The sequence below is a fragment of the Pseudoalteromonas sp. TP27 genome (genome assembly GCF_056470645.1).
On sequence record NZ_JARDAK010000017.1, the window covers coordinates 44,196 to 56,525 of the forward strand.

Annotated in this window: 13 protein-coding genes and 1 pseudogene; 6 read left to right on the plus strand and 8 right to left on the minus strand. The window is 37.9% G+C overall.

What is annotated here, in order from left to right:
- Nucleotides 1–30: 30 nt before the first annotated feature.
- The 3 genes from PX700_RS16925 to PX700_RS16935 all read right to left on the minus strand — a co-directional run bounded on the left by PX700_RS16925 (nt 31) and on the right by PX700_RS16935 (nt 3,537).
- Nucleotides 31–2,091: a TonB-dependent receptor gene (locus PX700_RS16925; RefSeq protein WP_479521365.1), complete on the minus strand. Its 2,061-nt coding sequence runs from the start codon at nt 2,089–2,091 to the stop codon at nt 31–33.
- 74 nt (nt 2,092–2,165) lie between these two features.
- A complete protein-coding gene (locus PX700_RS16930; protein WP_479521366.1) occupies nt 2,166–2,822 on the minus strand; it encodes a YoaK family protein in 657 nt (218 codons plus the stop codon).
- Between the two features lie 28 nt (nt 2,823–2,850).
- Entirely contained in the window at nt 2,851–3,537 is a 687-nt protein-coding gene (locus tag PX700_RS16935; RefSeq protein WP_479521396.1) for a substrate-binding periplasmic protein, read from the minus strand.
- Nucleotides 3,538–3,660: 123 nt separating this feature from the next.
- On the opposite strand from PX700_RS16935, the gene PX700_RS16940 reads away from it, so the two are divergent.
- The 3 genes and pseudogenes from PX700_RS16940 (at nt 3,661) to PX700_RS16950 (ending at nt 5,449) form a co-directional block, all read left to right on the plus strand.
- Nucleotides 3,661–3,909, plus strand: a complete 249-nt coding sequence (locus PX700_RS16940) for a TIGR03643 family protein (RefSeq protein ID WP_024612353.1) — start codon at nt 3,661–3,663, stop codon at nt 3,907–3,909.
- Between the two features lie 71 nt (nt 3,910–3,980).
- Nucleotides 3,981–4,343 (plus strand): annotated as a pseudogene (locus PX700_RS16945) (hypothetical protein).
- Nucleotides 4,344–4,366: 23 nt separating this feature from the next.
- A complete protein-coding gene (locus PX700_RS16950; RefSeq protein WP_479521367.1) occupies nt 4,367–5,449 on the plus strand; it encodes an endonuclease/exonuclease/phosphatase family protein in 1,083 nt (360 codons plus the stop codon).
- Nucleotides 5,450–5,645: 196 nt separating this feature from the next.
- Here the strand turns inward: PX700_RS16950 and PX700_RS16955 are convergent, their stop codons facing one another.
- The 3 genes from PX700_RS16955 to PX700_RS16965 form a co-directional block, all read right to left on the minus strand.
- Nucleotides 5,646–6,545, minus strand: a complete 900-nt coding sequence (locus PX700_RS16955; protein WP_479521368.1) for a radical SAM family protein — start codon at nt 6,543–6,545, stop codon at nt 5,646–5,648.
- A complete protein-coding gene (locus PX700_RS16960) occupies nt 6,546–7,268 on the minus strand; it encodes a hypothetical protein (RefSeq protein WP_213608934.1) in 723 nt (240 codons plus the stop codon).
- Between the two features lie 111 nt (nt 7,269–7,379).
- Nucleotides 7,380–7,967, minus strand: coding sequence for an SLATT domain-containing protein (locus PX700_RS16965; RefSeq protein WP_290172017.1), 588 nt, complete (start codon nt 7,965–7,967; stop codon nt 7,380–7,382).
- Between the two features lie 357 nt (nt 7,968–8,324).
- On the opposite strand from PX700_RS16965, the gene PX700_RS16970 reads away from it, so the two are divergent.
- Complete coding sequence (locus tag PX700_RS16970; protein ID WP_165727630.1) at nt 8,325–8,672, plus strand: hypothetical protein; 348 nt, start codon at nt 8,325–8,327, stop codon at nt 8,670–8,672.
- Nucleotides 8,673–8,824: 152 nt separating this feature from the next.
- On the opposite strand, the gene PX700_RS16975 is transcribed toward PX700_RS16970, so the two are convergent.
- Nucleotides 8,825–10,201, minus strand: coding sequence for an NAD-dependent succinate-semialdehyde dehydrogenase (locus PX700_RS16975; RefSeq protein ID WP_415636622.1), 1,377 nt, complete (start codon nt 10,199–10,201; stop codon nt 8,825–8,827).
- A gap of 364 nt (nt 10,202–10,565) precedes the next feature.
- On the opposite strand from PX700_RS16975, the gene PX700_RS16980 reads away from it, so the two are divergent.
- A complete protein-coding gene (locus tag PX700_RS16980) occupies nt 10,566–11,132 on the plus strand; it encodes a Crp/Fnr family transcriptional regulator (protein ID WP_479521369.1) in 567 nt (188 codons plus the stop codon).
- Nucleotides 11,133–11,181: 49 nt separating this feature from the next.
- Nucleotides 11,182–11,676, plus strand: coding sequence for a YgjV family protein (locus PX700_RS16985; RefSeq protein ID WP_415636620.1), 495 nt, complete (start codon nt 11,182–11,184; stop codon nt 11,674–11,676).
- Between the two features lie 39 nt (nt 11,677–11,715).
- Here PX700_RS16985 and PX700_RS16990 read toward each other — a convergent pair whose 3' ends face one another.
- Entirely contained in the window at nt 11,716–12,231 is a 516-nt protein-coding gene (locus tag PX700_RS16990; RefSeq protein ID WP_165727626.1) for an NUDIX hydrolase, read from the minus strand.
- Nucleotides 12,232–12,330: the final 99 nt, after the last annotated feature.

Consider the following 12,330-nt stretch of genomic DNA (forward strand, 5'->3'; position numbering starts at 1 on the left):
TACCATGTGTAAGTTGCCGAAAGCATCGCATTACCATGTGTAAGTTGCCGAAAGCATCGCGTTACGTGGTTTGCCAGGAAAGTATCTGTCGCCGGTAAAACTGGTGTAGTCGGCACGCTCTGCATAAGCTTCGTCGGTTAAATTAATAATACGTGCAAGTACCTCAATATTACTCGTAACCTGCCACTGCGCGCGCAAGCTTAAAACATCGTGCCCTTGGTATTTATTTAAATTTTCTGGGTCGGTGTAGTAGTTACCAACACGATGCCACTGCAAAGCAAATTGCGCATTGCTAAGCGCCTGCCATGTTAAATCGAGATTTGCAATATTACGTGGCGCGGTATCTATATCGTTGCCGTTTATATTTAAACCGTTGAGTATTTGGTTGTTAGTATAAGTATGCTTTGCGTGGGTACCTGCAAAGTTAAGCGCAAGCGACTTTGTGAGTTGATAATCAAGTTCAAGCTCAATACCACGATGACGAGAGCTGCCATTATTTACCGTAAAAAAGTCGCTATCGCGGTAAATCGTATTGTGTTTACTCATAGCGTAAACCGATATGCCATAACGTAGTTTTTCGTAAATTCCTTTAATACCCAGTTCTGCATTATTGGCTATTTCGGCGCTTAAATTAGCGGTAGTTTGCTCGCGTTGTAATTGGTATAGCTCAGCGGCTTGTGGTGCTCTGTAACCACGAGAAAAGTTCGCATAAAGTGTGTTATTTGTATTGTACTGATAACTTACGCCAAGCTTTGGCGATAAATTACTAAAACTATTATTATCGCTTGCTGGGCGGCTATAACGGCAACCACCAAATGCGCACTCTGTACCATCGTCTTTGGTTCTGCCTACCAACATATTATTGGTGTAGTCGTACTGCATATGCTCGTAGCGCACACCGGCGGTAAGTAACCATTTATTTAATTGCCAATCAACCGATGCAAAAGGGGCATAAAGCGTGGCGTTTACATCGTAATCGTAATGCTTACCTTGTGGTACGGTGGCCACTAAAAATGCAGAGCCTTGAGTGGGCTCACTTTGGCTTTGAGTAAAATCGGCTTGCGTGTATTCGCCATCAAGCCCTAGGTTTACTTTTATATTGCTTTGTAAGTTATGTTGATAAAGCGATTGCACGCCAAAGCCTGTTTGACTGTTTTTTTCAAGCGGTGTGCCGGGCAAAAAGTGCTTAAAAAAGTCCATACTTTGGTCGCGAAAATATAACGTAGTTGAGAGCATATCATTGTTATTTAATTGCCATTTTGCGTTGCTCCATGCTCTAAACGCGCGTGCTTTTCTAAATGCATCTGGGTCAAAGTTTTTTTGCGCGAGATCTTCGTTTTTATAGCTTTCAAAGCCTGTAATAAATCCCGCTGTTTGCTGATCGAGGTTTGTGTAAGTAAGCCCTGATGTCAGTAGTAAATTATCATTTGAATAGCGGTGGCGAATATTTACTTTTTGTTGCTCTACGCTTTCGTCGTCGCGGTAACCGCTGTCGTCGGTAATGCTTGCGTTAATGCCTATACCACTGTTGCCGTAATCTTGCCCTGCGCGTAATTTATAACGAGCATAACCGTATGAGCCGTAATCAATGCCAACTAAGCCGCCGCCTTGTGTGGTGTCGGGCGTTATTACATTAATAACACCGTGCACAGCGTTTGAGCCATAAAGTGCAGAGCCAGGACCTTTTAATACTTCAATGCGCTGCGCCATTTCGCTGTGCGCTTCAAATAGCTCGTTTATGTTACAAAACCCAGCGGCTCTAAGTGGTATGCCATCCTCCAAAGTCAATATGCCACCACATGCTCCAGCGCCCGAAAGTACCGGCGAGCGAAGGGCGGGTAAATATTCTTGGCCGTTTCCGCGTTGAATATTAGCGCCAGCTACTCGTTGTAGTGCTTCTTCAATATGGGTAGGCGCTATGCTTTTTAGCTGCGCTTCACTTAGTGTACTTATTGAAAGAGGCAGTGGGGTAGATAGTGCTTCAACGCGCGATGCAGTGGTTGTTATGGTTTCTATTGAATCGTTATTTTGATTATTGGCAAGCGCAGTGTAGCTAAAGGGTAATAACAGCGGCAAAAAATAAGGTTTCATACATTCCTTTAAAGTAATCTATATTGCATTGCCTCTATAATATGCGGTTTTAATGTGCATTTAAACTTGTTGCGTTAAAGCGTACGTAGCCTGTAAACCCGATATGTAATTGATAAAACAAAACAAGCTGCAGCAGGAAACACCAAAGTAAGCACTTGGTAGTGTTCAAATAAAATAAAGCCGATTACACCACCTAATAAAAAGCCCGCAATAATAAGTAAAAACATAACGCCTTTACGCGTATCAAATTGCTCACCTTTAAGCGCTTTGCCTAGCATTAAACCAAGATCGGTAAAAATACCCGTTAGGTGCGTAGTACGAACAACTGCGCCACTGTAATTAGTCGCTAACGCGTTTTGTAAACCACATGCTGCTGATGCAAGCGTAATTGCATAAACATAAGATTGATTAAGTAGGTAGGCACTTGCTAACAGTAGAGCGCCTTCAATAAATAAGAGCGTGTCGTAATGGCGGCCGAGTTTTAATGATCGCCCAGCAAGTAAAAAGCCAGAAAGTGCCGAGCCCAACATAAAGCTAATGAGTATGCTAAATAACAGCAAAGCGGCTGACGTGCTGCTCATTAGCTTAATACCCAACAAAGTGACAGAGCCTGACAAGTGCGAAATAGCTTGATGCTCAAATCCTAATAAGCCTACAGCGTTTACTATGCCCGCTATAAATGCCAGCGTAAACGCGCCATATTCAACCCATTTTGGTAGTTTTGTAAACATTAGCTATCTCGCAATGTAGAGGGAGTTATTATTTTTGTGCTTTAAACTGCTTAATTTTTTCATCAACTAGTTTTGTATCTATTACGCCACGTTTAAAAGCAATATAAACGGGAAACGAATAGTCATTTAATTGCCGAGCATAAATATTTTTATATTTTTTTGAGTACCACAAACCAGCCTGATAGTTGGTTATTGCATATTGCACACGGTTTTTTTCTAGTAGCTCAAAAGTGGCTTCAGTAGAAAGTGAACGAAGTAAGATATTTTCATTAATTGTGTATTTTGTAGCGATAATTTCGGGAAGAATAACACCGCGTAGCATAGCTATTGGGGTATTTGATAAATCGTCAGTGAGCAGTTTATCTTTGTTTAAAGTAAATAAACCATACTTAGTAGTATGCAAAGGTTCGCTTGTAAAATCTAAATACTTTGCACGTTCCTCTGTATTGGCCAAAGAGAAATAACAGTCGTAGTAACCCAGCGCCATTTCTTTTTTAACGCGCGCCCAAGGTAAATGAACAACGTCAATCTTGAGGTTTAAGTTTTTTTCAATAAACTTTATGTAATCAATATCTAAACCTGTAAATGTATCGGCTTTTTCATCGTAAATAGTAAAAGGAGGATAGTGCGTTGTAACGCAGCGCAAAGTTTTACTTGGCGCTGCAAGTAATAACGAGGGAAAAGTTAAAGCTAAAAACAGTAATATTGCGCGCATAAATATAAATTCGATACCATTTAAATACATAATCTGAATGCTAATTATACAGTTACTGAGCTTAAATTGCATTGATCTAAGTATTTTTACCTAGCGTATAAGTTAAATTTTGTGAGAAACATCATGTTTAACCCAGAGCAGCAGTCACGTATTATCGAAATGGCGTGGGAAGATAGAACCCCTTATGAGGCAATAGAGCAGCTATACGGATTAAAATACCCGCAGCTGGTGGTATTTATGCGAGACAATGTTTCAAAAGGGAGTTTTAAAGTGTGGCGCAAGCGCCATGCAGGGCGTAAAACAAAACACTTAAAATTACGCGATCCCGCTATTATGCGCAGCCATTGTAAAACTCAATATAAACAACGCTAAACGAGGGGGTTTCATACGATGTTCATCCATGTTTGTTAATCTTTAGCTACTAATTACGCTAGAGATTATTTATGAGAGCAGTAATATACACAGCACTAATAGCATTGGGTTTATGTTCAATAAGCGCAGACGCAAAACCGCATAAAGATAAACATGGTCATAAACACGGCCATAAAAAGCATCATTCGCATAAACATAACGACAATGACTACCTTTCTAAAAAAGAGGCAAAGTAGTTAATTCGCGCAGGTTGGACGCCACCAGGGCTAAGTAAAAGCTACCACCGAGGCGACTTTTTAGAGCGCGATTTATACAAACGAGGTAGAGTTATTGAACGCTCTAGAGATAATGGTACAGTAAGTATTGAAATAGACCGTACAGTTATCCATATGGTGCACGACACCCGAGAAATACTTTCAATTTTAAGTCGTTAAATTAACTTTATAAGGATATTAAAATGCTCATTACGCTGGCTATAATTATTGGCTTTTTTTTACTGGTTACCTTATTACCTATGTCGTACAGCCAACACTATTTAGTGCGTAGCTGTGATTTTGTGCGTTTACAGGTATTTTATATTGCCAGTTTTGTAGCTGTTGCCTCATTAATTTTATTATGGCAAAGCGGTGAAATAAGCTATGTATTTATAGCCTTAACCTCATTACTTATAATGATTTTACAAGGCAAATGGATTTACCCGTATACGTGGCTTGCTAAAAAAGAAGTGCAAAGCGCACCAAAGCATATAGATCATAGCGTACGAATTATGTCGGCAAATGTACTTATGTCGAATCATAAAAGTGAGGAGTTAATTAGCTTGGTTAACGAGCACCAACCCGACTTACTTATCACGCTTGAAAGCGACAGCTGGTGGGAAAATAAATTATCAGTACTTAAAAAAGACTACCCGTATTTTATAGAATGCCCTAAAGACAATCGCTACGGCATGCACTTATACAGTAAATTTAAAATACTCGATGCCCAAATATGTGAGTTAATAGAGGACGATATTCCTTCTATTCATATACTGTTTGAAAACGATGAAGGTCTGAAAATGCAGGGGCACTTTATTCACCCCGCACCGCCAAGCCCAACTGAAGAAGACTCATCGCGCCCGCGCGACAGCGAGCTAATAATGGTGGCTAAAGCACTTAAAAACCCTACACGGCCTACCATAGTTGCCGGTGATTTAAACGATGTAGCGTGGTCGCGCAGCACGCGTTTATTTATGCAAATAAGTGGCTTTTTAGATCCTCGTAAAGGTCGTGGGTTTTATAATACCTTTCATGCAAGCTACTTCTTTATGCGCTGGCCACTTGATCACTTATTTCATAGCGAAGGCTTTAAAGTAAAGCGTATTAAGCGCTTAGCTAAATATGGCTCAGATCACTTTGCGCTACTCACTGAGCTTTCTTTTGAGAATGCCAATCAGGAATCACTAGAAGATAAATCCGATGTTCTAAAGCATGAAGAAATCCAAGAGCTAGCTATGAGCAAGGCAGATAAGCGAAAAGTGCCAAGGTTTGAGGAAACGTTATAGCTATTAGACAGTGTAGGTCGGATAAGCGAAACGCCATCCGACACAGTAAAATACCTTGCCAATTATAATCAGTATTTTATGTTGTCGAGTGGCTGGAGAGTGCCATAAGCGGTCATTGGTAATACCTCAATAATAAGTTGTTAGTAAAGGTTGGCTAGAATGAGTTGCGCCTTGCCAACCGCAACTTATTTCTTTGCTATTTTTTTTCGCATACACCACACTTAATACAGTAGCCATGTGGGTCTTCATTTATATAATCAGCAGGATTTGGGATATTAAGGATGTATGAATTAACACAACTAGACTTTTTAAATGCCTTGATGCCAGACTTTTCAAGTAGAGAAGAAAACTCTAGCATCTTACGTGAAATATTAATTTCGTAAGATTCACCAGAAGTACAATCTAAAACCTGTTTATCACCACTAATCTCTATTTCCAAAGAGGCATCAGGCAACTTAAAAAGCTGAGCTTTAATTATTTCATCAACGAATAGATCACCAACCACACAATGCTCTACGCCAAATTTATTAAAAACCTTAATAAAACTATTAATCTCAAGATCAGTAATACCTGATAAGAATGGTTTGACCATTACATTTGTTGATACTCCGTTATCTCTTAATTTTTTTATACTCTTGAGCCTTAATTCAGGCTTATCAGCATAAGGCTCAATTTCCCTGCTTCTACTAAGAGTGCTAACAGACGTTGAATCAAGTATTTGCCCAGCATAAGAATTACATTTCACAATACCCTCGACAACATCATCACTCAGCTCATATCGACTCATTATTTGTATTGGATTTTTTAGCTTTGCTAGCTCGCTTAGACATTGCAACGTATGACTACACGAATGTTTACTATAACGAAGGAAAGGATCTCCCCATGCTCCAATCGATATGATTGAACCATTAACTCCTGTTTTAAACTTTTCATGAGAATGTAAGAAAATAATTGTCTCTTCTAGATCAAATTCATTTCTAGAAACTTTAGTCTTATACCCTTTTGAATAAATATAACAAAATGAACACCTAGCATTGCACCCTAAGATAGGACTTATGAAAAAGCGCCCATTTTCATAATCCGGTTTTCTTAGCATTTACGAATTCCACTGAGTATTAAAGTAATTTACCCAGTACTTATAGCCCTCACCTAGTGTAAATTCATAAGAAATGGTTTGTTGACTAGATATTCCCTTAAGATAAGGACCAACATATACATGATCATCAATTCTGAAGTAAAAATCTAGCGGTAAACAATCATAAAATTTTATCTCAATACAAGGTTTTTTTATGGCTTTGTTTAAGTCTTCACACCACTTTACCAAATCTTGTATAGTTTTTTTTGTAGCACCTTTGAGTTGTCCTTCACGCTCATCAACTAATTCTAAGTTTTTTGATTCAGGGTTCAATGTTAAAATTTTAATTGTTACTTTTTTATTAATCAGCCTTTTAATTTCTTCCGTTTGTGTTTCACGAAATCCTTTTAAACCGAATGCAATAATTTCAATTTCATCCTTGCACTTTGACAATGCAACATTGGTCGATGAATTCATTTCAGCCCTAGTTTTGTAAATAGCCTCAACACCCCACTTATCGATAATATCAGTTCGCCTTTTACTTCTTAGCATAAATTCAGATGTTAAATACATAATTAAATTACTGGCTAATATTGAACATGCCACACTAATTTGAATGTTCTTCCAATCATCATATTCTGCTGGAAAAAACATTGAACTGACTATCAAAACAACTGATACAAGAAATGTAATAGTCATTATTGTTTTGGTATTCCAACGTTCACGCGTTGTAGGACTGATCATGGGTATATTCCAATAAAATATTACGCCCAGATAATCGGCGTAAAATGTTGACTAAAATTAGTGAGGAATGAAACTTAGCTATTATTTGCACCACTTGAGTAGGTTGTATACCTAAACTACGCCGAATAAAACAGCGACCCAACTCGCACCAGCTAACAGTATAATAATGTATAACCAAAACTCAGATAAGTAGCGAAGGAAGAAAACTGGGCGATACCAAAATGGTGGTTGGTAATATTGAGACATATCTAGTTTAGTTCTCATAAAATCGACTTTGGTATGATTTTCATAACGACGAAGAATTTCATCGTATTCTTTATTTATATCTTTATATTCAGCATCTTCTGACGTTGAAGTTATTTTAGGATAAATACGTCTGGCTAACCCGTTAAGTTCCATTCCGCAGTTATGAATTCTTTCACCACGAACAGCAAAATTTGCAGTACTTAATATAATCGAAACAGCTAAAATAACGACCGTAAGAAGAATTTGAACAAAATCAATTAAAGTTTCATCTTGAGTGAGAGTCAGTCCAAAACCTTGCGCTAGAGGAGTTATTAACAAAAAAATTGAGGATAAAGTTATAGTCCACAAAACAGCTTTATTATGGTGTTCCAATCTTCTTTGAGCAGCAAATCTATTTTTTGTTGTTTTATTCACTCGATCGTAGAGCTCTAGATAAGGCTTACTTTCCGTCATAAAAACTTCCATTTAAATTATTATAATTAAAAACGAGCAACAGATTCGTTTTTTCTAACTCAAATCGTTTCCTTGTTCATAGTACACTTTTATCATTTATCTTAACTAATTGCTATTACTGTACATTACGTCAATTTAAAGAGTTTATCTTAAAAAAGCGAGAGCGAATCGCTCCAATAGCGAGAAGCTAGTAAATAGTTAGCTTAAACTCAACTTAGTGGGGCGTCCACTCATCGCTCATTGTTGCCTGCCAGGTTAAGTCTAGTGAAATAGATTGCATTGTATAGTTTAAGTTTTTATATTGTTCTGCAATATTTTATTAGGTGTTAATAAAGCACTACGTGCAAAGGAAAGCATGTGAATTATAAAAAAATGTACTACCCAGTTAAGGCGCTTGCTGCTTTATCTTTAGTTGCTGTCGCTATTAAGTACTGGATGCCAACTGAAATTGGCTTTGCGTTTATGCTATTACCTTATTTGGTTTTATATTTTTTAGCGAATGCTAATAACTACCAAAATAAACGTCTCTTTTTTATTCGAATTTTAGCTGCATTATTTACTATTATTTTAGCGCCAGTACTCATTTTTGGTATTGAGCCTGACCCTCAAGCTGGAATTGGGATTATGTTTTTGCTGATTATGCAGCTAGCTGCAATCAGTGCTTCTGAATTTGTTATATTATTCTTTTATGTTGATAATGATTAAAAAGCAAAATGCTCATTTACATTAGTGTGCGCTTGCGTTGCGGTTTAGACTTAGTAGGTAGTAGGCTCTTCTATAATCTAATTTTGAAGTTAAAAAAACCTAAAAGCGGTTACCCACTTTTAGGTTTTTTATGTATTACTTTTAAAACTAAATTAGCTGGCGATCATAATGCTTTTAACATTCACAAATTCGCGCATACCAAAGCCGCCGTGTTCTCGGCCATAGCCACTGCCTTTAACACCACCAAACGGTAAGTTAGGCTGTGCTAAACCATAACCGTTAATGTTGATCATGCCGGTGTCGAAGTGCTTTTTAGCAAGCTCAATAGCTTTTTTCTCATCTTTAGAGAAAATACCACCGCCTAAACCGTAGCGAGAGTCGTTGGCGATGCGCATTGCATCGTCGTTGTCTTTCGCTTTTATTAGCGAAGCGACAGGGCCAAATAGTTCGTCATCGTACGCAGGCATACCAGGCGATAAGTTATCTAGTAGCGTTGGTGGGTAGTAGTAACCTGTTTGCGATGGAATTTCGCCACCTGTTACTATGTTTGCACCGGCTTCAACTGATTGCATAACTTGGTCATGAATGCCGTCACGTAAATCTTCACGTGCCATTGGACCTAGGTCTGTATCATCTGCCATTGGATCGCCCATTTTCATGGCTTCAAATTGCTCTTTTATTTGCGCTTTAAAGTCATCATAAAGAGACTCAACCACTACATAACGTTTGGCTGAAACACAGGTTTCGCCGTTGTTAATCATACGGCCTGTTACACAGGTTTTAACTGCTAGCTCTAAATCTGCGTCATCAAGTACTAAGTAGGCATCGTTACTACCAAGCTCAAGTACCGTCTTTTTAGCATGCTTGCCAGCTTCTTCAGCTACTTTTTTACCTGTAGCATCACTACCTGTAAAGGTTACGCCGCTAATTGCTTTGTGCGCGATTAATGAACTTGCTGTTTTACCATCAATAAGTAAGTTGCTAAAGCAATGCTCAGGAAAGCCTGCTTGTTTAAATAAGGTGTCGATTTTTTCAGCCATGCCAAATACGTTACCAGCATGCTTTAATACTGTTGTGTTACCTGCCATGATGTTGGCAGCACTGTAGCGAATTACCTGATAAAGCGGGAAGTTCCAAGGTTGAATACCTAATAAAACGCCCGTTGGTTGGTAGCTAATAATTGCACGGCCACCTTCCATATCACGTTCTTCGTCGGCAAGTACTTGTGGGCCGTTTTCGGCGGTGTAACGACAAATAGCTGCACACAGCTCAACCTCTTGAAAGCCTTGCTCGTAAACTTTACCCATTTCTTCGGTCATTAGTTTTGCAATAGCTTCTTTTTGATCTTCAAATAGCGATGCTAATTTATTTAAATGCTTAGCACGTTCGGTAAATGAGGTTAAACGCCATTTTAAATATGTTTCGTGAGATTTTTCGATTACCTGCTCAGCTTCCTTTTGAGAAAGTAGTGTGTAGGTATTAATGGTTTGCTCAGTTGCCGGATTAATCGTTTTAACTGTGTTACTCATTTCTATCTCCTTACAAATTAATTATCTATAAGGGTGCAAAACAAAAGCCAGTTAGTAGTCATTAATAAATTACTTATAACTGTATGTAATATTTGAGTTTTTATTTTTACTTTTTATAAAAGTATAATTTTTATTTGAAATGCTTTCTGATATGTTCTGTAAATAATGCAATTAGCAGAAAAAGTTACATAGAGATAAAAATGATACGTTTTTTCTAATCTTCACTTACTACTTACTACTTTTGATTACTGATGGTTACTGCGCACGTATAAAGCTTAGTGCAGCGCTGATAATATAAGGTTGTTTACTCAATATGCTAATACGAGTGCAGCTAAAATTCGCAAATGATTAAAATGGCAAATAAATGAGTCAAACATATGTATTTGAACTGGGCGATAGTTATGCCGAGCTTACACACGTTTTAAAACTAAAGCTGGCAGGGCAATACTCAGTTAAGCAATTTTCCCGAGATACAGTGCTATTACAACAAGGCGAAACGCAGCGTTATGGTTATTTAATTATTGACGGTGTACTTGGCGCTTTGCACTCTACAATTGATGGAGGGCAAAGGTGTAAGGAGTTTTATTTTAAAGATGAATTTGCGCTATTGTTTGCTAATTGGCTTACAGACACAGAGGCTTTTTATCAGTTAAAGGTTATAAAGGCTGCCACAGTTATCGTTGTCCCATTACATATATTTGATAACAGTGAATGGGTCGACATTAAAAACCAGCTTGTTGCTCAGCAGCTTATATTTAAAGAGGCAAAGGAGGCTTTTTTACTACTTAATAGTCCTGAGCAGCGTTATCGTTATTTGTTACTAAAAAAGCCGCACTGGCTTGCACAGTTAAGCTTAACCGAAGTGGCTATGTATATTGGTATATCGGCTATTTCGTTATCACGAATTCGTAAACGACTTAACTTAAGTTAAGGGTAAAAATAGTAAAGCTGGTTAGACTGCTGTTTTTTCAGGAGTCACTATGTTTTTATTTGCTCAGTGCTTGGTAGCCATCGCTACTTTATTAGATTTAGCTTCTTTTCAGTTTAAGTCTCGTTCGCTTATTTTAATGTGTTTATTTAGTTCTGTTTTACTTACGTCAGTTCATTTTTTTATGCTTGGCCATGCCAGTGCGGGTAGCCTAATGTTAATTGCAGCAATACGTTATTTATATTGTGTATTTGCGCGAAAAACATGGGTCATGTTGGCGTTTATGTTACTTAGTTGCTTAGCAGTTTATTTTACTTGGTATAGCTGGCTAAGTGGTTTGGCACTTGCTGCAACACTTATTCAGACTTTTGCCTCGTTTCAAAAAAATGATCTGTATTTACGCTTAATTATGGTGGTGGGTACATCGCTTTGGATAAGTCATAATATATTAGTAGGCTCGCCGATAGCTGTATTAATGGAAAGCCTATTTATGGCCAGTAATTTAGTAGGACTATATCGGTTTTATACCCCTAAAAAATTAGCTTAGGGGTCGGTATATTTCGTTTTTTAAACAGGTAAGTAGACGTTAAAAAAGCTGTTCAGCAATCTTTTTAAGTAAGTAGGTTTCTCGCAAAATAGAAAGCCCTTGTTTTTCGCTGTTGGCAAGCGTGCGCTCGTTATGTGCAATTGCATCATTAATATTAACCCATTTAGCAGTCATGCCATTTTGTTGCTCGTAATGCTCAAGCTGGGCTTTACCAAGTTCGTCGGCAATATTACATACGTAGCAATACGATTTTATATGGATAATGTCAAAATCGTCTTTATACCAAGGACGATACTCTTCGTAGAGTCCAAAGGCTTTTACTACACTTATTTGCTGTGCACCGGTTTCCTCATTTAGTTCGCGTATTAAGCCTTGCTCAATGCTTTCGCCTTCATCCACGCCACCACCAGGCAAGCTGTAATCTTCATAGCGGTTTGTGTACATTAAAAGTATTTTACTATTTTTAATTACAATGGCACGGCCTGTTATGCGAGTAAATTGAGTGCCTTGGTCGATATTAATACCTGAATGAATCAGGGTTTTTAATTGCTGCATTTTACCTCCTTTTTTTAGGGTTTAAATAATAACAATTGGCACCATTCTATAAATGGGAACGATTTTAATTATTTTTATATTTTATGATCGATTTTTTTA

Coding starts and splice junctions, on each gene's coding strand:
- PX700_RS16965 (WP_290172017.1), bottom strand. CDS start 7,967: ATGACGGAAAGTAAGCCTTATCTAGAGCTCTACGATCGAGTGAATAAA.
- PX700_RS16960 (WP_213608934.1), bottom strand. CDS start 7,268: ATGATCAGTCCTACAACGCGTGAACGTTGGAATACCAAAACAATAATG.
- PX700_RS16980 (WP_479521369.1), top strand. CDS start 10,566: ATGAGTCAAACATATGTATTTGAACTGGGCGATAGTTATGCCGAGCTT.
- PX700_RS16935 (WP_479521396.1), bottom strand. CDS start 3,537: ATGCGCGCAATATTACTGTTTTTAGCTTTAACTTTTCCCTCGTTATTA.
- PX700_RS16925 (WP_479521365.1), bottom strand. CDS start 2,091: ATGAAACCTTATTTTTTGCCGCTGTTATTACCCTTTAGCTACACTGCG.
- PX700_RS16985 (WP_415636620.1), top strand. CDS start 11,182: ATGTTTTTATTTGCTCAGTGCTTGGTAGCCATCGCTACTTTATTAGAT.
- PX700_RS16940 (WP_024612353.1), top strand. CDS start 3,661: ATGTTTAACCCAGAGCAGCAGTCACGTATTATCGAAATGGCGTGGGAA.
- PX700_RS16955 (WP_479521368.1), bottom strand. CDS start 6,545: ATGCTAAGAAAACCGGATTATGAAAATGGGCGCTTTTTCATAAGTCCT.
- PX700_RS16975 (WP_415636622.1), bottom strand. CDS start 10,201: ATGAGTAACACAGTTAAAACGATTAATCCGGCAACTGAGCAAACCATT.
- PX700_RS16990 (WP_165727626.1), bottom strand. CDS start 12,231: ATGCAGCAATTAAAAACCCTGATTCATTCAGGTATTAATATCGACCAA.
- PX700_RS16930 (WP_479521366.1), bottom strand. CDS start 2,822: ATGTTTACAAAACTACCAAAATGGGTTGAATATGGCGCGTTTACGCTG.
- PX700_RS16950 (WP_479521367.1), top strand. CDS start 4,367: ATGCTCATTACGCTGGCTATAATTATTGGCTTTTTTTTACTGGTTACC.